At 60.5% G+C, this 23,056-nt stretch carries 16 protein-coding genes and 1 pseudogene; 9 read left to right on the top strand and 8 right to left on the bottom strand.

What is annotated here, in order from left to right; all coding sequences use genetic code 11:
• The first annotated feature begins 234 nt into the window (after positions 1 to 234).
• The 5 genes from ABD833_RS12665 (at position 235) to ABD833_RS12645 (ending at position 5,733) form a co-directional block, all read left to right on the top strand.
• On the top strand, positions 235 to 2,292 hold the full coding sequence (locus tag ABD833_RS12665; protein WP_345073437.1) for a BatA domain-containing protein: 2,058 nt from the start codon (positions 235 to 237) through the stop codon (positions 2,290 to 2,292).
• 61 nt (positions 2,293 to 2,353) lie between these two features.
• Positions 2,354 to 2,884, top strand: a complete 531-nt coding sequence (locus tag ABD833_RS12660) for a DUF4199 domain-containing protein (protein WP_345073436.1) — start codon at positions 2,354 to 2,356, stop codon at positions 2,882 to 2,884.
• A gap of 45 nt (positions 2,885 to 2,929) precedes the next feature.
• Positions 2,930 to 3,454 (top strand): DUF4199 domain-containing protein, encoded by a 525-nt coding sequence (locus ABD833_RS12655; protein ID WP_345073434.1) that lies wholly within the window; start codon positions 2,930 to 2,932, stop codon positions 3,452 to 3,454.
• Entirely contained in the window at positions 3,447 to 4,433 is a 987-nt protein-coding gene (locus tag ABD833_RS12650) for a glycosyltransferase family 2 protein (RefSeq protein ID WP_345073432.1), read from the top strand. Before ABD833_RS12655 ends, ABD833_RS12650 begins: the two co-directional genes overlap by 8 nt.
• A gap of 172 nt (positions 4,434 to 4,605) precedes the next feature.
• Complete coding sequence (locus tag ABD833_RS12645) at positions 4,606 to 5,733, top strand: glycosyltransferase (RefSeq protein WP_345073431.1); 1,128 nt, start codon at positions 4,606 to 4,608, stop codon at positions 5,731 to 5,733.
• Between the two features lie 223 nt (positions 5,734 to 5,956).
• On the opposite strand, the gene ABD833_RS12640 is transcribed toward ABD833_RS12645, so the two are convergent.
• Together ABD833_RS12640 and ABD833_RS12635 are read right to left on the bottom strand one after the other, a co-directional pair.
• On the bottom strand, positions 5,957 to 7,051 hold the full coding sequence (locus ABD833_RS12640) for a glycosyltransferase family 9 protein (RefSeq protein WP_345073430.1): 1,095 nt from the start codon (positions 7,049 to 7,051) through the stop codon (positions 5,957 to 5,959).
• A gap of 215 nt (positions 7,052 to 7,266) precedes the next feature.
• Positions 7,267 to 8,712 (bottom strand): NHL repeat-containing protein, encoded by a 1,446-nt coding sequence (locus tag ABD833_RS12635; protein WP_345073429.1) that lies wholly within the window; start codon positions 8,710 to 8,712, stop codon positions 7,267 to 7,269.
• Between the two features lie 521 nt (positions 8,713 to 9,233).
• Here ABD833_RS12635 and ABD833_RS12630 point away from each other — a divergent pair.
• Both ABD833_RS12630 and ABD833_RS12625 read left to right on the top strand, forming a co-directional pair.
• Positions 9,234 to 10,595 (top strand): sigma-54-dependent transcriptional regulator, encoded by a 1,362-nt coding sequence (locus ABD833_RS12630; RefSeq protein ID WP_345073428.1) that lies wholly within the window; start codon positions 9,234 to 9,236, stop codon positions 10,593 to 10,595.
• A gap of 128 nt (positions 10,596 to 10,723) precedes the next feature.
• Entirely contained in the window at positions 10,724 to 14,203 is a 3,480-nt protein-coding gene (locus tag ABD833_RS12625; protein ID WP_345073427.1) for a PAS domain S-box protein, read from the top strand.
• A 90-nt stretch (positions 14,204 to 14,293) separates the two neighbouring features.
• Here the strand turns inward: ABD833_RS12625 and ABD833_RS12620 are convergent, their stop codons facing one another.
• The 3 genes and pseudogenes from ABD833_RS12620 to purB form a co-directional block, all read right to left on the bottom strand.
• Complete coding sequence (locus ABD833_RS12620) at positions 14,294 to 14,422, bottom strand: hypothetical protein (RefSeq protein ID WP_345073426.1); 129 nt, start codon at positions 14,420 to 14,422, stop codon at positions 14,294 to 14,296.
• 60 nt (positions 14,423 to 14,482) lie between these two features.
• Positions 14,483 to 14,884: pseudogene (locus ABD833_RS19365) on the bottom strand (BLUF domain-containing protein); the annotation flags it as partial.
• A 164-nt stretch (positions 14,885 to 15,048) separates the two neighbouring features.
• The gene (gene purB, locus ABD833_RS12615) at positions 15,049 to 16,413 is read right to left on the bottom strand and encodes an adenylosuccinate lyase (RefSeq protein WP_345073424.1); all 1,365 of its coding nucleotides are present in this window, start codon (positions 16,411 to 16,413) and stop codon (positions 15,049 to 15,051) included.
• 164 nt (positions 16,414 to 16,577) lie between these two features.
• Here purB and ABD833_RS12610 point away from each other — a divergent pair, with 164 nt between their 5' ends.
• Positions 16,578 to 18,722 carry a transglycosylase domain-containing protein gene (locus ABD833_RS12610; RefSeq protein ID WP_345073422.1) on the top strand — a complete coding sequence of 715 codons (2,145 nt, stop codon included), beginning with the start codon at positions 16,578 to 16,580 and terminating at the stop codon, positions 18,720 to 18,722.
• A gap of 382 nt (positions 18,723 to 19,104) precedes the next feature.
• Here ABD833_RS12610 and ABD833_RS12605 read toward each other — a convergent pair whose 3' ends face one another.
• The 3 genes from ABD833_RS12605 to hemG are packed head-to-tail and all read right to left on the bottom strand — an operon-like array spanning position 19,105 to position 22,256.
• Positions 19,105 to 20,043, bottom strand: coding sequence for a TerC family protein (locus ABD833_RS12605; protein WP_345073421.1), 939 nt, complete (start codon positions 20,041 to 20,043; stop codon positions 19,105 to 19,107).
• 59 nt (positions 20,044 to 20,102) lie between these two features.
• Positions 20,103 to 20,906, bottom strand: a complete 804-nt coding sequence (locus ABD833_RS12600; RefSeq protein WP_345073420.1) for a polyprenol monophosphomannose synthase — start codon at positions 20,904 to 20,906, stop codon at positions 20,103 to 20,105.
• A gap of 21 nt (positions 20,907 to 20,927) precedes the next feature.
• Positions 20,928 to 22,256, bottom strand: a complete 1,329-nt coding sequence (gene hemG / locus ABD833_RS12595; RefSeq protein ID WP_345073417.1) for a protoporphyrinogen oxidase — start codon at positions 22,254 to 22,256, stop codon at positions 20,928 to 20,930.
• Between the two features lie 81 nt (positions 22,257 to 22,337).
• Between hemG and ABD833_RS12590 the strand changes: the two genes are divergently transcribed.
• Positions 22,338 to 22,874, top strand: coding sequence for a D-glycero-alpha-D-manno-heptose-1,7-bisphosphate 7-phosphatase (locus ABD833_RS12590; RefSeq protein ID WP_345073415.1), 537 nt, complete (start codon positions 22,338 to 22,340; stop codon positions 22,872 to 22,874).
• Positions 22,875 to 23,056: the final 182 nt, after the last annotated feature.

The following is a 23,056-nucleotide window of genomic DNA, read 5'->3' as shown; positions in this document are numbered from 1 at the left end:
CGGGAGAGTCGGTCGCCGCCAACCTTACTACACGCTGCCCTTTTGCGCCCAATGCGGTGCGAAAGGGCAGTTTTGTGTTTACACCTAGGCCAGTCTAGGCACCCGTAATGGACCCTTTATTCAGATCCTGGATCCTCTCCGGATATTGTTAGGTACGCTGACAAAGAATGAAACAGGATGTGCAGCGTTACAGAGGAGGTTTTGTCTCTATCTTCACGGACTTACTGACCAAGAATGACGCTTACTTATCCGTGGTTTTTGTGGGGGTTACTGGCTGTTGCCATTCCCATTGCCATCCATCTGTTCGAACTTAGAAGGCCACAGCGGCTCCTGTTTACCAATGTTGGGTTTATTCGTGAAATCAAGCTGATAACGGCGCGGCAGCGCAAGGTGAAGCATCTGTTGGTGCTGCTGGCCCGCGTCTGCTTCCTCGTGTTTCTGGTGCTGCTGTTCTGCCAGCCCTTTATACCGGCACGGAAGAGTGAGGGCGTAGCGGCCACTGTAGTAGCGGTGGTAGTTGACGCAACGCCCAGCATGCAGGTGTTGAGTAACACCGATCAACCGCTGTTTGAGCGGGCCATCAGTGAAGCGCGGGACTTGCCGGCTGCCTATTCAGCGGCCACCCGGTACGTGCTGCCGGAAGGCAACGGACAGTTGTCCGCCGCGGCTTTTCAAACGACTCTCGACCAGCTGGCTATTGCCGGAACGGCCCCGGCGGTTCAGGGGCCCTTGCAACGGCTGAAAACCCGCAGTGGCAAAACACAGCAGGTATTTATTTTCTCGGACTTTCAAAAAAACAGCTTCACCCCTAAACTGCTAGCGGCTGATTCCGGGCAGCAGGTATTTCTGGTTCCGCTGGCGGGTAAGGCTACTCCCAATGTGTTTGTGGATAGTGTGCTGCTGGACGATGCCTTCGTGCGGGCAGGAACCGATATTTCCCTGCGCGTCCGGTTGCGCAACGGCGGCAGCATGGTTGCGCCGAATTGTCAGGTGAAGCTGTTCGTGGGTGCGCGCCAGGTAGCGGCTTACCAGACGGCAGTGGAAGCGCAGCGCACCGCCATTTCAACAGTGCGGGTACGGCTGGAAGGCGCTGACCTGCAACAGTGCCGGGTGGAGGTCGAGGATTTTCCCGTCACCTTCGATAATACCTACTACTTCACGCTGCAGCCGGCGCCTAAGATCCGGATAGTTGATATTGGGAGTCCGGAAGAGGTCAATACGCGGCGTTTGTACGGCAACGAGCCCCTGTTTGCCTACCAGGGCAGCCGCCCGCAGAATCCGGACTACCGGCAGCTGGCGGCAGCTAACCTGACTGTAGTACAGGAGGTACCGCAGGTTGAGGCGGGCCTGCGGGAAGCGTTGCGGCAGGCGGTTCAGCAAGGCGGTACGGTGGTGATTGTGCCCCCGGCCGGGGCGGCGGGCCGGGCTTCGTATAACCAGCTATTCCGGGATTTGGGTATCGGTACGGTGCAGTGGGCCGCAATACCAGCCGGTGCCCCCATCCTGCAGGAAGTGGCTCAGCCCAGCCCGCAGAATCCATTTTTCCGGGACGTATTCGCCGGCCAAAGCCGGCAGGCCGTGATGCCGAAAGCTGCACCGGTACTGCGCTGGTCCCGGTCGGGTACTGATGTGCTGCGGATGCGGGATGGCGACGGCTACTTGGCGGGCTTTGCCAGTGGACGGGGCATGGTCTACTTGTTTGCCGCCCCCTTTGGCGGGGGCTATGCTGATTTTACCAATCATGCGCTGTTTGTGCCGGTTATGTATCGGCTGGCCATGCAAAGCTACCGTACCGACCAGCGGCTGGCTTACCGGCTCAATCAGGGAACCGTTACGCTGGGGGGAACGGAGGCGGTTGGGGGTAACGGGAAAGAGTCGGTACTGAAGCTGGTGAAGGACAGCCTCACGTTTATTCCCAGCCAGCGCATGCAGGCCGGGGAACTGCGCTTTGAGGTTCCGCCGGGGATGCGCGAGTCGGGATTTTACACCCTGACCCGCAACGGCCAGCCCGTGACTACGCTGGCTTTCAACTTTGATAAGCGCGAATCAAGCCTGGCCACCTATTCCGCCGCCGAGCTGCGGCAGCTGATTGGCCCCAACCGGCCGAAGGTGCAGGTGTACGAGGCTACTGCCGCGCAGTCGGTGGCGGCGCAGTACAAAGCGGAGCGCGTAGGGACTCCGCTCTGGCGCTACTGCCTGTGGCTCGCGCTGGGCAGTCTGCTGGCGGAAGTGCTGCTGCTGCGCTTTCTGGGCCGGCTACGGAAAGCAGCGCCGGTGGCCGTGGCGGCGTAAGCCTGCCAGGGAGTAGTTTGCCCAAACTCTTCTATCTTGCCGCCTTACTCTGAAAACACGCGTGGATTCTTCTGTTTCGCCCGATAAACCGGTATTGCATACCGCCCTGCGCTTTGGGGTGGGAGCCGGAGTACTCAGTGGGCTCTGGGTAGTAGCCCTCTATCTGACTCATAGCGACCCTTTCGGGCCCAAGAAAGTAATGGCGATGGTGCTTCTGCCGCTGGCCGTACTGGTCGGGCAGTGGAGCCAGCGCAAGTACTTCCAGCCTGACGGCCCCGGCCTGAAACGGTCAATCGGCGTCGGGATGCTGATAACGCTATTGACCGCCATGGTTTCTGCCGCCAGCGTGTACGGACTGGCGCGAGCCGCCGGGCCGGCGCAGCTGGAGCGCAGCCGGACGGAAATGATCAAGATAGCCGAAGGAACCAAGGCCCTGTATCTGCGCCAGAAAGGTGGTCAGGAACAGTATAAGCGCACAATTCAGGGCTTGCAGCAGATTGATGAGCAGAGCCTGGCAACCGACGACTTTATTAAAAAGCTGCTGGTCGGGCTGCTGCTGAGCGTGCCAGGGGGAATATTTTTCCGGAAGTAACACCACATCTTTTCCTTTCCATCTACCACCACTACCTCCACTACCATGGAAAACACTGCTACTATTGTTACCCCGGTTTCTGTTTCCGTGCGCTACGGCGTTCTGACGGGCCTGGCCTCCGTTATTTTCTCCTTTATCCTGCTGGCCACGGGTCAGGAAAGCAACGTGCCGCTGAGCCTGCTGGGCTTCATCATCTGGATTGGCGGGGTCGTGCTGGCGCATAATTTCTTTAAAGCCAACAATGGCGGCTTCATGTCCTATGGCCAGGGGCTGGGTATTGGTACCCTGATATCCCTCATCTCCGGTACTATGGGGGCTATCTTCCGTTACGCTTACCTGGAGCTCATCGATCCGTCGGCCGCCCAGCGGGGCATGGATGCCGCCCGGGCCAAACTCGAAGAGCAGGGGATGGATGATGCCCAGGTTGACCAGGCAGTTGCCATGTCGCAGAAATTCAGCACCGGCCCGTTGGGGGTCGTTATCGCCATCGTCAGCGCCGTTATAATCGGGTTTCTGCTGTCCCTGATTATTGCGGCCATCACCAAACGTAACCGCCCCGAGTTTGAGTAAGCGTTTGCCGCCACACTTTCCCGTTGAGCTGTCCATCGTGATTCCCTTGCTTAACGAAGCGGAATCCCTGCCGGAGCTCACGCGCTGGATCAACCGCGTGCTGAGCCAGCACGGGCTGACGTACGAAGTCATCCTGGTCGACGACGGTTCGACGGATGCTTCCTGGGACGTCATCGAGGCGCTGGCTCAGGCCGATACCCACCTGCGCGGTATCCGCTTCAACCGGAACTACGGCAAGTCGGCGGCGCTGAATACGGCCTTCAAGGAGGCAAACGGCCGGGTGGTGTGCACCATGGACGCCGACCTGCAGGACTCGCCGGAGGAACTGCCGGAGCTCTACCGCATGATCGTGCAGGAACGCTACGACCTGGTGAGCGGCTGGAAGAAAAAACGCTTCGACCCGCTTAGTAAAACGCTGCCTACCAAGCTATTCAACGGCGTCACGCGCTGGATTTCGGGTATTCAGCTCCACGATTTCAACTGCGGCCTGAAGGCCTACGACCAGCGCGTGGTGAAGGGCATTGAGGTATACGGTGAGATGCACCGCTACATTCCGGTCATTGCCAAGTGGAACGGCTTCGGGCGCATTGGCGAAAAGGCCGTGCAGCATCAGGAGCGCAAGTACGGCGTAACCAAGTTCGGGCTGGAGCGCTTCGTCTACGGCTTTCTGGACCTGCTCAGCATCACCTTCGTGAGCCGGTTCCGGCGGCGGCCCATGCACTTCTTCGGCACCATGGGCACGGTATCTTTCCTGCTCGGCATGCTGATTACGCTGTGGCTGGTAGGAGAAAAGGCCTACCTGGCTTTTCACAACCTGCGCGCGCGCAGCGTAACGGACCAGCCCTTGTTTTTTCTGGCTCTGGTTGCCGTCATTGTTGGCATTCAGCTGTTCCTGGCCGGTTTCCTGGCCGAGATGATCCAGCTCAGCGGCCCCCGCAAGAATCAGTACCTGATCCGGGACAAGCTGAACCTGGATTGAGGTAATTGAACGTTATTCCGAGCGAAGCCGAGGAATCTCGCCTGCGGCCGTTGCGCCTCACCCCCAATCCCCTCTCCGAAGAGGAGGGGGGACTTAGATTACCAATCTAACATCAGCACGCGAGATGCTTCGCTGCGCTCAGCATGACGTTCTATTTTAATCTAATCTGCTTATGAAAGTCGTCATCATCGGGCCGGCCTATCCGCTGCGGGGCGGGCTGGCCACGTACAACGAACGGCTGGCGCGGGCCTTCCGCGAGGCCGGCGACGAAGTCCGGCTGGTGACGTTCAGCCTGCAGTATCCCGGCTTCCTGTTTCCGGGGCAGACCCAGTTCAGCACCGAGCCCGGTCCTGCTGACCTGAACATTGAAGTCAGCATCAACTCCGTAAATCCGCTGACCTGGTGGAAAGTGGGGGAGCGGCTGCGGCGGGAGAAGCCCGACTTGGTGATCTTTCGGTTCTGGCTGCCGTTTATGGGACCCGCCCTGGGCTTCATTGCCCGACGCATCCGGCGCAACCACCACACCCGCGTGGTGGCCATCACCGACAACGTGATTCCCCACGAAAAGCGCCCCGGCGACCGGCCCCTCACCCGCTATTTTCTCAGTGCCTGTCACGGGTTCGTGACCATGAGCCGCGCGGTACTGGCCGATCTGCGCCGCCTGCGCTTCAACCAGCCCGCCCGCTACCAGCCCCACCCGCTCTACGATAATTTTGGTCCGTTGAAGCCGAAAGCAACGGCCCGGCAGGCACTGGGGCTTGATCCAGCGTTCGGTTACCTGCTGTTCTTCGGCTTTATCCGGGCGTATAAGGGTCTCGATATTCTGCTGGAAGCCTTTGCCGACGAGCGGCTGCGGACGTTACCCGTCAAGCTCATCATTGCCGGCGAGTATTACGAAGATGCCGCCCCCTACGAGGTGCTGATTCAGAAGCACAACCTCGAAAGCCGCCTCGTGCGCGCCACCGACTTCATCCCGAACGAGAAGGTGGTGGACTATTTCTGCGCCGCCGACCTGGTGGTGCAGCCTTACAAAAACGCTACCCAGAGCGGCGTGTCGCAGATTGCCTACCACTTAGAGCGGCCCATGCTGGTCACGGATGTGGGTGGCCTGGCCGAGCTGATTCCCGACGGCGAAGTCGGCTACGTAGTGAAGCCCACGCCTAAAGCCATTGCCGACGCGCTGGTAGACTTCTATAAGCACCAGCGCGAAGCCGAATTCACGGCGGGGGTATGGGCTAAGAAGAAGGAGTTTTCGTGGAGCGAGATGGTGGGGGCGCTGAAGGCGGTGGGGCAGGGGTAATAGAAGCCGAAAAGAACGTCATTCCGAGCATTCTGCGCATGAAGCAGAGACCGAGGAATCTCGCGTGCAATGGTATTGTCATGCTGAGCCCCGCGAAGCATCTCTACCGCTTCGGGGGTAGCGGTAGAGATGCTTCGCGGGGCTCAGCATGACATTTGCTTTGGCAACGTCAGCACGCGAGATTCCTCGACTTCGCTCGGAATGACGTTCTGTTTGCTTCTGGTTAAACCGCCACGCTCTTGCGCACCGCCGCAAATACCTTCTGCGCCGGCAGTTCCTCCATGCAGCTCGTGCCCAGCTTACAGCTGCCGCGGTAGAAGCAGACGCAGGTCCGGTCAGGCTGCACGATCTGGCCGCGGCCGTACAGGTCGAATTCGTGCGGGTTGAAGATGTTGTTCATCAGCACCGTGGGCTTTTGCAGGGCAATGCTGATGTGCATGGCCATGGTCACCTGGGTTACGATGCCGTCCATCTGGTACATCAGGTTGATGAACTGCTCCAGGGGGAAGGTGCCCGGGTAAGCGGCCCCGGTGGCGGCGTGCAGGCGCTGGTTGCGCTCCTCCTCGGCCGTACCGCCCAGCAATACGGGGGCGTAGCCGGCCTGCCGGAGCTTGCCGATCAGCTCAATCCACTTTTCATCCGACCACAGGCGGGTCGTCCACCGGTCGCCGCAGCCGGTGTTGAGGCCGATGCGGGGCTGGCCCACCGGCAGCCCGTCCCAGCGGTAGCCTTTATCGTCGTGGGTATCGAACACATATTCTTCGTGGCGGAACTCGTAGCCGCAGAGCTCGAAGATTTCCTGCACGTAGGGTTTCTGATTTTGCTGGCTCAGCTCATCGAACACGCCGGTGAGGAACTTGTGGTGAGCCAGCGCATTGCCGGGCCAGGCCACGCCGTTCGGGTGCAGGGTGTAGCCAAATTTCTGGGTGGCCCGGATGGTGTCGTGCAGGGCGCAGGCTTCCTTGTCCTTGTCGAGATTGAAGAGCAGATCGAACTCCCGGGCCTGCAGCTGCAGCACGCTGGGCAGGTCGAGCCTCAGAATTTCGTCGATGGCGTCGGCCGGCAGGATGGCGGGCGTGAGCGTGAGCCAGGTGATTTTACTGTTGGGATATTCCTGGCGCAGGCGTCGCAGTAGCGGCGTGGTCCGGATAACGTCGCCAATGGCGCCGAGCTTGATGATGAGGATGCGCTGCTGCACGGGCGCGTATACGGGGCAGCCGGCGCACTGGTAGCCGTGCTCTTTGTTGGGGCGGCAGGGAATATCGCCCCGAAAGTGGCGGCAGTCGGGATGAACTAATGTACCGTTGAGAGAAGCCATGCGGGAAGGAGTATCCGGCAAAGGTAGCCGCCGACACCACGCGCCCTACTGCCGCCCCCAAAAAGCCCTGTGCGGCGGGCCTGGTTTTTTGCCCTGGGGTCACGGCCTCAAATCGGCAGGTCACCAACTGCCCCTGTTTCAGGCTCCGGGGTGAACCTCCCGTTCTAACCGGCACAACCGCTTTTGGTCAAGTAGCAACGGCCGGTAGCCAAAAGCTACTGGTGGCCGGCGGCCACGTAGGCCGGAAAGGCCACCCGACCAATGAACACCTGCGGTGCCGTAGCGCCGGCCGGTAAGGCCCCGAAGCGCGTGGCGGCCCCGACTATGCCGCCAACATATACTTCGCCGTGGGGACCGGTTCCGATGGCAGTCAATTCATCCGGGGCAGTACTACCCGCCGTCAGGAACCCCAGCCACTGGCCGGTCTGACTCAGCTGTGCCACAAACGCATCGGTGCGGCCTTGGCTGGTTAGCGTAGTGGCTCCGTAACGAGCTCCCTGGCTGAAACGACCGGCTACGAAAATGCTGCCCCCGGACCCGAGACAAATGGCCGTTCCATCCTCCAGGGCGCTTCCCGCAATGGGGGCTACCCACTGCCATTTGCCCCGGGCATCAAGCTGCGCTACGTACGCGTCGTCGCTTCCCTGGCTGGCCAGGGCGGTAGGGCCAAAGGTGGCCTGCCCGCTGAAGGAGCCGGTTATAAAAACATTGCCCTCCGCGCTTACGGCCAGGCCTTTGACGTAATCGGTACTGGTTCCGCCCCCGGAGGTTGCCCACTGCCAGGTGCCGGTACTGCCCATTTTAGCTACAAAGGCGTCGTGGGTTCCGGCGCTGGTCAGCCGGGTGGTACCAAACCGGGTGTTGCCGGCAAAGTAGCCCGCCGCGTATAGCTCGCCTTCGCCATCAACGCTCAGGCTGGTGAGGATGGTCTGTTCGGTACCATACGTCTGCCGGGCCCACTGCCACTGGCCGTAAGCGTCTATTTTGGCCACGAAAGCATCGGCATCGGCGGTACTTCGGAGCGTACTGGGGCCGAAAGTCGCCTGGCCGCGGAATCGTCCGCCAACAAATACATTCTGCTGGGCATCCAGCGTCAGGGCAGTTATCTGGTCCTGATCGTTCCCGCCGGCCGTTGTCACCGTCCGCCATTCGCCGGATGCGGAAATCACCGCTACGAATCCATCCTGGCCGCCCTGACTCTGTTGGGTGAAGTTGCCAAAGTGCGCCGTACCGGTAAAAGAGCCGGCTACCGTTACAGTCCCTGCCCCGTCTACCACCAGCCCGCCGGCCTTATCGGCCTCCGCCCCGCCGGCGGCCAGGGCCCACAGCCACCGGCCATCGGCGCCCACCTTGGCAATAAAGACGTCGCTGCTGCCCAGGCTTTGCAGCGCCAAAGCGCCAAAGTGGATCTGCTTGGAAAACTGCCCGGTAATGTAGCCGTTGCCGGCCGCGTCGGCCACTACCTGCTGCACAACGGCTGCGCCACTTTCTTTGGACTGCGCCACCCAGCGCCAGGCCGGAGCCTGGGCCAGGGCTGACTCCCGGGTGAAAAGGACCAGAGCCGCTACTACGGCCAGCTTGCCCGAACGGGAGCCTACAGCCCGGGCCGCCGCCAAAGAATTGTGGAGCCGGGCGAGATGAGCAAGGGTAAAAACAGACATAGCTACTGGTAGAAAAAGGAAGGCTACTACGCCGGCTACAAGCTGATTAGCCGGGCGCGCAACCTGTGCCGTACCAAAGTGAGACCAAATATGCTGTTTAGGTAATCAATTGATAGTCAATGCTATATTCCGGCTACGGCTTGGCGCTGAATCCAGGGCGTGGACTCCTGGTCCAGATTCTGGAATGGGTGCCCGCCTCGACCAGCGGCGCAACCGGGCCGCACCAGCTTCGGTTACGGCCGATCCGGGGGCTTTTTTTGCTTCGGCCCGGCTTACGGTTAGTATCCGCCCCAGGCCCGAAAGGCCGGAAAACAAACGGGTTGAACTAATCCGGCATCAGTAGGGGTTAAAAATATCGGCCTGCTGTGATATAAGGTAGGTTCGCCTGCGGAAGAGGGCATTAAAAAAAAGCCCGGCCAAATGCTTCCAACGGCGGTAGCCCAGCGCCTGGGAAAATACGGAGCGGGAGATGGCCGCCAGCCACTGCCGGACCTGAGCTAATAGTCTACTTTCTTTTTATAATGAAACTCAAGCCGGACGTAGCATTCAATATCTGCATCGTGGAAGATGACCCCTGGTATGGCCAATTGCTCCAGTACCAGCTCGCCCTCAACCCCGATTACATAGTTACGCTCTACGGGTCAGGCAAGGCGTTTTTTGATACGGTACAGGAGCGCCCCGATGTGGTTACCATCGATTTTTCACTGCCTGACATCAGTGGTGACCGGTTGCTGAAAAAGCTGGTCGAGCTCTACCCGGGCCTGCCGGTGATTGTGATCAGCGCGCAGAACAAAATAGCTACCGCGGTAGAGCTGCTCAAGCTGGGGGCAACCGACTACCTAACGAAAGACGAATACACCAAGGAGCTGCTGTGGAATGCCGTTAAAAAAATCCGCGAGAACTCCCTGCTGAAACTGGAGGTGAAGCGTCTGGAAAAGCAGCTGCACGACAAGTACGACTTTGCCAATTTGCTCAAAGGCAATAGTCCGGCCATTCAGCAGACGTTTGCCCTGATGGAGCGGGCGGCTCAAACGCCGGTCAATGTGTCGATCAGCGGTGAAACCGGTACGGGCAAAGAATTGGTGGCCAAGGGAATCCACCGCAATTCGGAGCGGCACAAAGGGCCTTTCGTGGCCCTGAATATGGCGGCTATTCCCGCTGAGCTGGTAGAAAGCGAGCTTTTCGGGCACGAGAAGGGGGCTTTCACGGGGGCCATCAGCCGGAAGATCGGCAAGTTTGAGCAAGCCAACCAGGGCACGCTGTTTCTCGATGAGATTGGGGAACTACCGGCCGCAATTCAAACCAAGCTGCTGCGGGTGCTGCAGGAGCGGGAAGTGCAGCGCGTGGGAGGGAGTGAAAAAATCAAGCTCAATGTGCGCCTGATGACGGCGACGCATATGAACCTGCTGGAGGAGGTCAGAAAAGGCAGGTTCCGGGAAGATCTGTACTACCGCATCAGTGGGCTGCCGATCTGCCTGCCGCCGCTCCGGGAGCGAAACAGCCTCGACATTATGCTGCTGGCCGAGTACTTTCTGGCCGAGTTCTGCCGCGAATACCACAAACCGGCGTTGACGCTCACTGCCGCCGCCAGGGACAAGCTTATCGCGTATGATTACCCGGGCAACGTGCGCGAATTGAAAACGGCCATTGAGCTGGCTGCCGTGCTCAGCAACGGGAACGAAATTCACCCGGCGGATATCACCTTTGGTATATCTTCCCGAAATAATGATTTTTTTGCGGAAGAAAAGACGCTACGCGACCATACCCGCGCCGTTATCCGGCACTACCTGGGCAAGTACCAGAACAATGTGCCGCTGATAGCGCAAAAGCTGGCCATTGGCCGGTCAACCATCTACAAAATGATCCAGGACGGAGACGTATAATGGAAAACAACTACTCTGACGGGGCCCACCTGGCATCTGCTAACATTCGGCTGCAGGCCGTAATAGAGCAGCAACAAGCGGAGATAGACGCGCTGAAAGCGCTGTTGGAGCAGCCTGGCTCCGGGAGCATGCCTACGCTGCCGGAAAAAGTCAACCTGGAGCAGTTCCTGTTTCTGGTGCAGGAGATTTTCCCGGCGGTACTGCTGACCGATGCGGCTGGCCGTATCACCTGGATCAATCAGGGGGTAATTAAGCTCTGTGGTTATGAGTTACCCGAGGTAATGGGTCTGCCTGCCCAAAGCCTTTTTCGGAAGTGTCTGAACGATGAGGTGACGCAGGCTTACGTGAAAGACTGTCTGGCCCACAGCCAGCCTTTTCAGTACGAAGTGCCAAACCCGGGCCCGAACAGCGAGGATAACTGGATCCGGGTGAAGGCCCACCCCATGCTTGACCACGAGGGCCGGGTAACTCTGTACGCCGGGTTGATGGAGGATATTACGGACTGGAAAAAAGCGCAGCTGACGCTGGCCGAAAGTGAGCAGCGCTTTCGGACGCTGATCGAAAACGCCCCGGGCGTGATGTATGAGTGGCGGGAGAACTTCGATGGGACCAGTCAGTTCACCTATTCCAGCCCCAAACTGCAGGAGTTGTTTGGCATCAGCTGCGACGACGCCGGACAGGTCGCCCGCTTTATTCACCCCGAAGACAAAGCCCGCTGGCGGCAGACAGTTGCCGATTCCGTCCGGATGCGTACTCCCTGGCACTTTGAAGGTCGGATAGTGGTGCCGGACCAGCCGTTGCGGTGGTGGCGGGGCGATGCCATTATTGCCGCCGAGGACCAGCATGGTCTGCTCTACCGGGGCATTCTGCAGGATATTACCGCTACTATGGTCGCCCTGGAAGCGGCGCGCGAAACCGAGCAGCGCTGGCGGGCCGCCATGGAGAGCGTGGGCAACGATACCTGGGAGTACAACTGCCTGACCCACGAGCTGCTGCTCTCGGAGAAATACCGCTTCCTGCTGGGGTACCAGGGCCAGCCGGTGTCGGTTGAGGCGGATGCCGAACCCTGGTACGACAATGTGCATCCCGATGATAAAGTGGCGGCCCGGCAGGCGATACTCGCTTACCTGAGGGGAATCGTGCCGACGTACTCCACTACCTACCGCGTAACTGACCAGGACGGGCAGGACAAATGGATCTTATCGCGGGCCATGGTTACCCGGCGCGATGAGCAGCACAACCCCCTGCTGGTAACCGGAACGCATACCGACGTCACGGAAATCACCCGGACGCAGCGGGCCCTGGAAGCCTCGACCTTGCGCCTGAGCAGCACCATTGCCAACCTGCAGCGGGCCGTACTGATGGAAGATGAAAACCGGAAAATTATTCTGGTCAACGAGGCTTTCTGCAAACTGTTTAAGCTGCCTAGCACGCCCGAAGAATTGATGGGCACGGACCGCCTGCTGCTTGCCAAGCAGGTCAAACTGCACTTCCATGATCAGGAAAGCTTTCTGCGCGGTACCATCGAAACCCCGCAGCAGCAGCGTACTATCCGGGGCGAAGAGCTGGCGCTGAAGGATGGCCGAACCATCGAGCGCGACTCTACGCCGATTTATGCCCAGGGCAGCTATATCGGCTACCTGTGGATGTACGAGGATATTACCGTGCGTAAGACGGCCGAAGACGCCCTGCGGCGGCGGGAAGAAAAATACCGCGGCATTCTGGAAAACCTGAATCTGGGCCTGCTGGAGATGAATCTGGCAGGCGAGGTGTTATTCGTGAACGACAGCTACTGCGAAATTACGGGCTATACCCAGCAGGAGTTGCTGCACAGCAACCTGGACCGCATAATGCCCAACGAAGCTGACCGGCTGTTGCTGGAAGAGAAAAGAAAGCTGCGGGCGCTGGGTATCTCCGACACCTATGAAGTATCGCTGAAAACGAAAAGAGGCGAAATAAAGTGGGTGCTCGTCAGCGGAGCCCCGCTCTACGACGACGATAAGCAGCTCGTCGGCACAATCGGGGTAACGCTCGATATTACGCACCAGAAACAGCTGGAAGTGAACCTGCGCCAGGCCAAGCGCTACGCCGAGGAGTCAGCCTCCGCCAAGGAGCGGTTTCTGGCCAACATGAGCCACGAAATCCGCACGCCCATGAACGCTATTCTGGGCATGAGCCAACTGCTGGCCAAAACGTCGCTCTCGGGGCCGCAGCGCAACTACCTGCACGCCATTTCCTCCTCGGCCGAAAACCTGCTCGTTATCATCAACGATATTCTGGATCTGACGAAGATCAATGCCGGCAAAATGACCCTGGAGCAAATCGGTTTCAACCTGCGCAAGGTGTGCGAGCAGGTGGAGAAAACCCTGCAGTATAAAGCCGAAGACAAAGGACTGGGCCTGATCGTGGAAATCGGCGCCGGCATTCCGGACGTGCTGCTCGGCGACCCGCACCGCCTGATTCAGGTGCTGCTGAACCTGGCCGGCAACGCCATCAAGTTTACCGAAAAGGGGCAAATCTGGATTTCCTGCGAGCTGATGACCACTTTTAAGAAGCAGGTGCTGATCGAATTCAGCGTCAGCGACACCGGCGTCGGCATCGACCCGAAATACCTCAAGAACCTGTTTCAGGATTTTAGTCAGGAAGACCCATCCGTTTCCCGCAAGTTCGGTGGTACGGGGCTGGGACTAAGCATCTCCCGCAGTCTGGTGAATCTGATGGGGGGCGAGCTGCGGATCGAGAGTGAGCAGCAGCATGGCACCATCAGCACATTTTCGCTCCTGCTGCCCATTGGGGCGGAAACCGACCTGCCGCGGAAAACGCTGCCCATCAGCTCGAACCGGGTGCGGGAAAAGCTGCGCGGGAAGCGTATTCTGCTCGTCGAGGACAATGAGTATAACCGGATGCTGGCCAAGTCGTTTCTGCAGCATGCGCACATGGAGGTTACGGAAGCCGAAAACGGGGCCGTTGCGGTGGCCCTGGCGCGCAGCCAGGAATTTGATCTGATTCTGATGGACGTGCAGATGCCCGTGCTGAACGGGTATGAAGCCACCGCCCAGCTCCGGGAAGAGCTGGCCCTGCGCACGCCCATCATCGCGCTGACGGCCAACGCTATTCGGGGCGATGATCAGAAATGTCTGGCGGCGGGCATGAACGATTATCTGGCCAAGCCTTTTCACGAGGACGAGCTGCTGAAGCTCGTGCACGACTGGCTGCTCGTGGCCCCGGCCCCCGAGCCCGAAGCCCGGCTTTACCGGATCGACATTCTGAAAGAAGCCGCCCACGGCGACGACAAGTTTGTGAGCTTCATGCTTCGGACGTTTATCCAAAGCAGCACCCTGGTGCTGACGAGCCTGCGGGAAAGTCTGCTGACCGGCGAGCTGAGTGGGTTGAAAGCGGCGGCCCATAAAGTCAAGCCCAGCCTGACGCACCTACGAATCTATCCGGTATTGACGCTGGTGGAGCAGCTGGAGCAGTGGCCGGGCGCTTTTGACCGCCCGATGCTGGAGCAGCTGGTCGATGATATCGAAACCGAATTGCGGAAGGTGCTGGCTCAGATCAACACTGATCTGCAAGCCCTGGATGCCGACCCGGCCCAGGACAAGTAAGCTGGTTTCCGGATTTCAGCGGGCATAGTTCCGGTGCGGACTACCTGCCAGAGCCCGTATCCCAACCTAAAATTTGCGCTAAGAAGCTTCTTAGGGTTCGAGAGTATCGGCGTCCAGATTCTCATCATACCGGGAAATGAACTCCAGCAACAGGTGAACCAGCGCGGGCCGATTAGGGGCCAGGCCCGGCAGCAGGGCCCGCAGGCTGCGGAGCTCCACAAAGCCGGGAGCCGAACGCAGGTCTGGGTGCTCAGCGGGAAGAAAGCCCAGACTCCAGCCTGGAAAGCTGCGGCGGACCCAGGGCCCTTCGCTGAGAACCGTGCACCCGGAGTGACGTGGATCCAACGCAATCCGGCCGTAATACAGCCGCCTTACGTCCGGTTCCTCGCCTTCCAGCACTTGCATAAACTGGCCATCGGGGGTATGAAGCAGCAGTCCGGTCACCCCGTGCCTCACGTTCCAGATTCGGGACTTTTCCAGTAATACCGCCAGCTGGAAAGTATCAAAAACCTCCCGGGCCTGACTTTGGTAGATGAGATGGTACAATGAGGTGCAGTAGGTGAGGGGGGCGTGGTATAGGCCTGTCCAAGTGGTCAGGCCTACAGTAGTATAACTCAAATTACTGATTCTGAGGGAAATTTCCGATAAGTAGTTGGTTAATAAATAGCTATCGTCAAGCACCGCCCGGCTTCGGCTATTGGGCTGCTGAGGGCCATCTACCCAGCTGCTGCTGAAGCAGGCTGCAGGGCTGATCGGGCCGTTGAGCAGCAGCCAGAAAACTACTCTGCGCGGCGCCGGCGGATGCCCCGCGCCGGGAAAGCAGCAGCCAGCTACGCCCCGGCGGGTTACAGCCCCACGTAGGTATGCGGCGTGATGGCGCGCAGTTCCTGCTTCACGTCCTCCCCCACGGCCAGCGTGTCGATAAACTCCCGGATGCTGGTTTGGGAAATAGCCTCGCCGGTGCGGGTCAGCGCCTTGAGGGCGTTATAAGGGTCCGGATAGGCTTCGCGGCGCAGAATGGTCTGGAGCGCTTCGGCTACTACCGCCCAGTTGGCGTCCAGGTCGCGGGCCAGGGCGGCTTCGTCGAGGGCCAGCTTATCGAGGCCGCGCTGCAGCGAGTTCAGGGCAATCAGGGAGTGACCGAGCGGCACGCCCAGGTTGCGCAGCACGGTGGAGTCGGTCAGGTCGCGCTGGAGGCGGCTGATGGGCAGCTTGGCCGCCAGGTGCTCCAGCAGGGCATTGGCCACGCCCAGGTTGCCCTCGGCATTCTCGAAGTCAATGGGGTTCACCTTGTGGGGCATAGCCGAGGAGCCCACTTCGCCGGCCTTGATGGTCTGGCGGAAGTAGCCCAGAGAAATATACTGCCACACGTCGCGGGCCAGGTCGATGAGAATAGTATTGAGCCGCTTGAGGCCGTCGCAGGTGGCGGCCAGGTGGTCGTAGTGCTCAATCTGGGTGGTGGGGTAGCTGCGGTGCAGGCCCAGGCGGTTGTTCACGAATACGTCGGCAAACTGCTTCCAGTCGACCTGCGGATAAGCTACCAGGTGGGCGTTGAAGTTGCCGGTGGCCCCGCCGAACTTGGCCCCGAAGGGCACCTGCGCCAGTAGCTCCACCTGGGCATCGAGCCGGGCGACGAACACCTGGATTTCCTTGCCCAGCCGCGTCGGCGAGGCGGGCTGGCCGTGGGTGCGGGCCAGCATGGGCATGGCTTCCCAGTCGGTAGCCCGGGCGGCCAGCTGGTTGCGCACCTGGGCGTAGGCGGGCAGCAGCACCCGCAGCAGCGCCTGCTGCAGGCTCAGCGGCACGGCCGTGTTGTTGATATCCTGCGACGTGAGGCCGAAATGAATAAACTCCAGGTACTGCCCCAGGCCCAGGGCCGCGAACTTGTCGCGCAGGAAATACTCAATGGCCTTCACGTCGTGGTTGGTTACCCGCTCGTGGTCTTTCACGGCCTCGGCATCGGCCAGGGAGAAATACTGGTAGAGCCCGCGCAGGTCGCCAAACACGGCGGCGTCCACATCGTGGAGCTGGGGCAGGGGCAACTCGCAGAGCGCAATGAAGTACTCCACTTCCACCAGTACCCGGTAACGCATCAGGGCCAGCTCCGAGAAATAAGGGGCCAGCGGAGCCGTCTGGCGGCGGTAGCGGCCGTCGAGGGGCGAAACCGCCGTCAGGGGCGAAAGAGGGGCAAAGTCGGCGGCGGAGCTCATGCGGAAGGAAACAAAGTGGGCCAGAGTGCGTCAAAGGTAGCGAATGAGGCCGCGTAGCCGACCCGGCCCCGGGGCTTTTTCCTTACCTTTGACTCCCGAGCGGCGGCGGGTTCGGCACGAATCTGGCTAGCCCGACCGCACTTTTCTCTTCTCTCCCGGCTCGCGTGACTTTAGCTACAAAACGAAAAATAGGGTTTGGCCTGGGTATCCTGGTATTGCTGCTGGGGGTGGCGTTGGGCGTATTTCTGCTTAAGCGCCAGGAGCTGCTCACCTACGCGCTGCGGCAGGTGAAAGCCAGAGTAGAGCGCAAATATCCCGTAACCCTCACCCTGGGCCCGGCCCGCTTCACCGACCTGAACACGGTGCAGATCGAGGGCATGAGCCTGGTGCCCCGCGCCCAGACCAACGATACGCTGCTGCGGGCGCGGCTGATGACGGTGGCCCTCAGCGTCCGGTCGCTGTTCGCGGGCCGGCCCGTATTCAGCAACCTCGAAATCAGTGACGCCCGCCTGACGGCCCGCAAGACGGCCCGCTCCGACAACTATTCCTTTCTCTACCGCAAAAAAGGCCCCCAGCCGGCCGTGCCCCGCGATACCACTCAGGGCACTAATTACGCGCTGCTGGCCAACCAGGTGCTCGAAGCCAGCTTCGATAACGTGCCGGGCCAGGCCGATTTTCGCAACTTCCTGATTACCTACGACAGCCCCCGCCACCGGGCCCGCATCACCATGCCGCGCCTGGCCATTGAGGATGGCGACATTACCGGGCAGCTCACGGCGGTGGTCGACTCGGTGGAAAACCGGGTGGGCGTGCAGGGCCACATCGAGCCCGGCGACTACGCGCTGAATGCGGAGGTGTTCGGCCTGGACCGCCGTCCCGTAGTGCTGCCCTACGTGCTGCGCCGCTACGGTGCCCGGGTGCAGTTCGACACGCTGCGCTTCAGCCTGGCCGATAAAGAGCTGAACGACGACGAGCTAACCGTGCGCGGTACGGCCTCGGCGGCTAACTTCATCGTCAATCATCCCAAGCTTTCGGACCGCGACGTGCGCTTTCCACGCGGCGGTATCGACTTCGTGGCCCGGCTGGGACAGGCCTTTGCCGCCCTGGACAAGGGGACGAAGGTGACGCTGAACCGCATGGAGTTTTTCCCGGTTATCAGCATCCGCAAGCTGCCGCTGAACCAGCGGGTGACAGGGCGGGATGTGAACGGCCTGCGCAACCGCCGCGAAACCATGGCGGGCATGCAGGTAAAAGCGGATATCCGCTCGGCTGAGACGGCGGCCAACACGTTTTTCGCGGCGCTGCCCGAAGGTATGTTCAATACCCTGGAGGGCATGCGGGGCGAAGGCACACTCACCTACAACATGCACTTCGCGCTGGACATGAACCAGCTCGACAGCCTGCAGTTCAACTCGGGGCTGACGCCGAAGAACTTCCGCATCACCCGCTTTGGCCGCGAAAACCTGAACAAGCTCAACGAGGAGTTCCTGTACACGGCTTATAACGACAAAGGCGACTCCATCAAAACCTTTGCCGTGGGTCCGTCGAATCCGGAATTCGTGTCCTACCGTGACGTCTCGCCTTACCTGAAAGCGGCCATCATGACGGCCGAGGACCCGCGCTTTCTGAATCACAAGGGGTTCATGGAAAAGGCCTTTGTGAAGTCGGCCATTCAGAACATCAAGGAGAAGCGCTTCGCCCGGGGCGGCAGCACCATTTCTATGCAGCTGGTGAAAAACGTATTCCTGACCCGGCAGAAAACCGTGACCCGCAAGGTGGAGGAAGCCCTGATTGTGTGGCTGCTGGAAAACACCCGGCTGGTTCCCAAGGAACGCATGTTCGAGGTGTACCTGAACATCATCGAGTGGGGCCCGAAAAAATACGGGGTTTCCGAGGCGGCCGAATTTTACTTCAGCAAGTCGCCCGCCGATCTGAACCTGTCGGAGAGTCTGTACCTGGCCAGCATCATTCCGCGGCCCAAATACTATCAACGCTCCTTCAACAACTACGGTGAGATGCGCAGCAGCGCCCGCTACTTCCACCGCCTCATTGCCGACCTCATGGTTCGCAAGGGGCTGATCGGGCAGAACGACCGGGAGAGCCTGACCTACAACCTGAGCTTCCCGGGCCCGGCCCACGGCTCTATCTTCCGCGCCGTGCGCCCCGATACCACGCGCACCGTACTGGCCGCCGACTCGGCCCAGTTTGAGCCCCTGAACCTGATTGATCTGCTGGGTGGGGCCGCTCCGGACGAAGGCGTGAATACGAACACCACCCCGCCGGCAGAAGAACCCACGCCCAAGCCGTAAGCGGGCAGCATCCAGGAAAAGGCCCCGCTAAAATCGGTCAGCTTGTCCTTGCTCACATGTCTGGCGGGCTTACCAAGAGGGGTTTCACGCAGGGTCCCGCAGGGTCAAAGCGCAGGGTCTCGCCGTGCCATGCAGTAGTTTCGGCCAGGTCCGGGGGCTGGGGCAGGTACCCGGCAATGCAGGCACTAGCCCGTTCCACGCGGGCGTAACCGGGAGCAGCGTGGGCAGAAACCATAGCTGGCAGTGGTTGGAGTGGCACCAAAACTACGGGCTCCGACCCCCCGCGTTCAACCCGGATCTTGCGGAAGTAATCAGGCCAGTAGGGTTGGCCCAACCCGTTCACCCGGCCCGCAGCTCCGTGCTGCCAACGTCCGCCCGGCGCCTAAGGAACCTGCTTGGGAACTTCTGCCGCCTTGGGAAACAGCAGGGACACGACCACCGACAGCGTCAGAATCAGCCCCACAACGCCCAGGGAAATGGTCATGGGCAGCACGTAGATTTCGGCGATGAGCAGCTTGCCCCCAATGAAGATGAGGATAAGGGAGAGGCCGTAGTGCAGGTAGTGAAACAGCTTCATCAGCCCGGCCAGCGCGAAGTACAGCGCCCGCAAACCCAGCAGCGCAAACACGTTGGAGGTGTACACGATAAACGTGTCGCGCGAAATGGCCAGGATGGCGGGAATGGAGTCGGCGGCGAAGATGACGTCGGTGGTTTCGACCATTACCAGCACTACGAACAGGGGCGTGGCAAACAGCAGCTTTTCCTTGCGCACGAAAAACTTGCCGCCTTCCAGCTTGCTGGTAATGGGCAGGTGGCGGCTCAGAAACCGGACGACGGGGTTGCTGTCGGGGTCAATTTGCGGCTCCCCGCCGCTGGTCGCCATTTTAATGCCGGTGTAGACCAGAAAGGCCCCCAGCACATACATCAGGAAGTGAAACTTGGCCAGCAGCGCCGCCCCGGCCAGAATGAAGATGGCCCGCAGCACCAGCGCCCCGATAATGCCCCAGAACAGAATTTTGTGCTGGTACTGCTGCGGGACCTGGAAATAGGTGAAGATGAGCAGGAACACGAACAGGTTGTCGACGCTCAGCGACTTCTCAATCAGGTAGCCGGTGAGAAACTCCAGCCCCGCCTGCGGCCCCATGGTGCGATACACCAGGTAGTTGAACGACAACGACAGCGCAATCCAGAAGGCGCTCCAGCTCAGGGCTTCCCGCATAGTCACGACGTGGGCCTTGCGGTTGAACACGAGCAGATCAAGCATCAGCATGGCCAGCACGAAGATGTTGAAGCCGACCCAGAAGAGAGGAGTATTTTCCATGCGCAGCCCAAGATACAACCGGAACGCGCAGACGTGCGGGGGTCAGGTGGTAAAAGGCCTTACCGGGATTCGGAAGCCGGGGTTGCGGGCGCGGCCGGGTGGGTGCCTACCGGGGGCAGGAACTTCGGCTGCTGGCGCTCAAACCGGCGAAACCAGCTGCCCACTTTCATCTGGAGCACGCCAAAAAAAGCTTCCTTGAAAATCCCCTTCGTCATCTTCGAGGCTCCCCGGGTGCGGTCGGTGAAGATGATGGGCACCTCAATGATGCGGAAGCCATATTTGTAAGCCAGCCACTTCATCTCAATCTGGAAGGCGTAGCCCACGAAGCGGACATGGTCCCGGGTGATGACGCTCAGCACCCGGGCCGTGTAGCATTTGAAGCCGGCCGTAGCATCGGCAATGGGCATGCCGGTGATGAAGCGTACGTAAGCCGACGCAAACCACGACATCAGTACGCGGTCCATGGGCCAGTTTACCACGTTCACGCCCTGAATGTAGCGCGAGCCAATGGCCAGGTCGTGCCCGTCGGTGGCGCAGGCGTGGTAGAGGCGGGAGAGGTCCTCGGGGTTGTGGGAAAAGTCGGCGTCCATCTCGAAGATGTACTCGTAGCCGTGCGCCAGGGCCCAGCGGAAGCCGTGCAGATAAGCCGTGCCCAGGCCCTGCTTGCCTTTGCGCTCTTCCAGAAAAAGGCGGGCGGGAAACTCCTGCTGCAGCGCCCGCACGATGCCGGCCGTGCCGTCGGGGGAGCTGTCGTCGATGATGAGCACATCAAACGCCTGCGGCAGCGAAAACACTTTGCGGATAATCAGCTCCGCATTTTCGCGCTCATTGTAGGTCGGTATCAGGACGAGCCCATCAGTCATAATTGCCCCAAAGATATGGAATCAGCGTTTGCAGCCGGAAATTTTTTCGGCCAGGCTGCGGGCCTGCCGAATACAGTCGGGCACGCCTACCCCCGCCCGCCAGTTGGCGGCGGCGTAGATGCCCTGATCCTGCAGCTCATCAACGGCGGTGTGGGCCGCCACGATATGCTGGTCGAACTGGGGAATGGCGTGGTCCCAAGAGTACCGGTATTGCCAGACGGGTTGCACGGCCCGGATGCCATAGAAGCGGCTGAGCTCAGCGTGGACCGCCGATTTCTGGTCGGCGGCACTCTGCCGGGCCTGGGCTTCGTACTGACTACCCCCGACAAACGTGGTAAAAAGCACCTGCCCGGCGGGCACCCGGTCCGGATAAATTGAGCTGGTCCAGATGCTGCCGGCGGCGTAGGGCTGCTCCGCTTTGGGGTGTAAAGCGCCAAAGCCGTCGAGCGGGTGCTCTACGTCGGCCCGATTGTAGGCGGTGAACACGGCCGTCATCGGCGGGTAGTACACGGCCGCCAGCGCCGTTGCCGCTGCCGCAAACCAGGGTTGCAGGAGCGGGGCCGCCGCGTACGTCGGCAGCGCCAGCACCACGGTATCGTAGGTTTCGGGGAAAATACCAGCGGCCGTCTGAACCTGGTACCGGCCGGGGGCCGGGCGTAAAAGGGCCGTAACGGCCTGATTACCATGGTAGTTCGTAAGTTGGGCGGCCAGGGTATCGGTCAGGGTTTGCAGGCCCCGGCGCAGGGACACGATGCGCTTACGGGTGCCGGAAGTGCCGCTTTTGGCCAGCCCGCGCAGCACCGAGCCGTAGGTTTGCTCCAGGGCCGCCAGCTTGGGAAACGTCTTGTGCACCAGCAGCTTTTCCGGGTCGCCGGCGTAGATGCCGGAAATGAACGGGTTCAGGGCGTAATCCACGATTTCGGGGCCGAAGCGGCGGCGGAAAAAATGGGCCAGGGTTTCCATCGGATCCGTGGGAGCCGCCGGGCGGGCCAGCTCACGCAGGATGTTGAATTTAGCCTTCAGGCTGAAGAACGGACTAGCCAGCAGCGCGGGCGGGGTGCCGGGCAGCTTGCGGTATTGGCCGCCACGGAGCACGTAGCGGTTTTTGCTCACGGCAGCGGTATCCTGCAGCTGGTCGGTGAGGCCGAGGTCGGTGAGCAGCTGTTCCAGCTCGTCGCTGAGCTGCAGGGAGTTGGGGCCGGTTTCGAGCAGGTAGCCGTCAATTTGTTGGGAGCGGATGTTGCCGCCCGCGGGGCCGGCCTCGAACAGGTCGTAGGCGACGCCGGCTTTCTGCAGGTAAAACGCCAGCGTAAGGCCCGAAATGCCGCCGCCCAGAATTGCTACTCTCATTCCCCTGAAGCTTGATTGGCTGCAAAGATAACGCCCATTTCGTGGCCGCTGCCGCGCGCCGGAATCCGTAGCTTTGCCCCGATGAACAACCCAACTCCCGCCGTTGTTGCCGGCGGCCAAGCCATTTTCCTGGACCGCGACGGCGTCCTGAACCACGAAATGGGCGACTACGTGTGGCGCCCCGCCGACTTCGTGGTCATCGACGGCGTGCCCGAAAGCCTGGCCCGCCTGAAAGCCGCCGGCTACCTTTTGATTGTCGTCACCAACCAGGCCGGCATTGCCAAAGGGCTCTACACCGCCGCCGACGTGCAGGCCTGCCATGCCAAGCTGCAGGAAGCCTGCGGCGGCCTTATCGATGCCTTTTACTTCGCCCCCGGCCACCCGAGCGTCTCCGAGTCGCTTATGCGCAAGCCGGATTCGCTGATGCTGGAAAAAGGCCTGGCCCGCTTCCACCTCGACCCCGCCCGGTGCTGGATGGTCGGCGACCGGTCCCGCGACCTGGAAGCCGGGGCCCGGGCCGGCGTGCGCGGCCTGTGTATCGGGAGCACCGAAACGTTCGACTACGAACCGCGGGCCGCGGATTTGCGGGGCGCTACGGATATTATTCTGGAGAGCTAGATTTCTGTACAGTTCGTAAAAGACCGTCATGCTGAGCGTAGCCGAAGCATCTCGCGTGGCGTCGTCTGAGTAGTAATCCAACGGCAGCACGCGAGATGCTTCGACTTCGCTCAGCATGACAATACCGTTGCACGCGAGATGCTTCGACTTCGCTCAGCATGACGTTCTGGTTGGAAATCCAT

Origin of the sequence: Hymenobacter fastidiosus (assembly GCF_039539565.1) — a bacterium.
Lineage (GTDB): Bacteria > Bacteroidota > Bacteroidia > Cytophagales > Hymenobacteraceae > Hymenobacter > Hymenobacter fastidiosus.
Note: the sequence above shows the minus strand (reverse complement) of the source record. Positions and strands in the feature narration are given on the sequence as shown.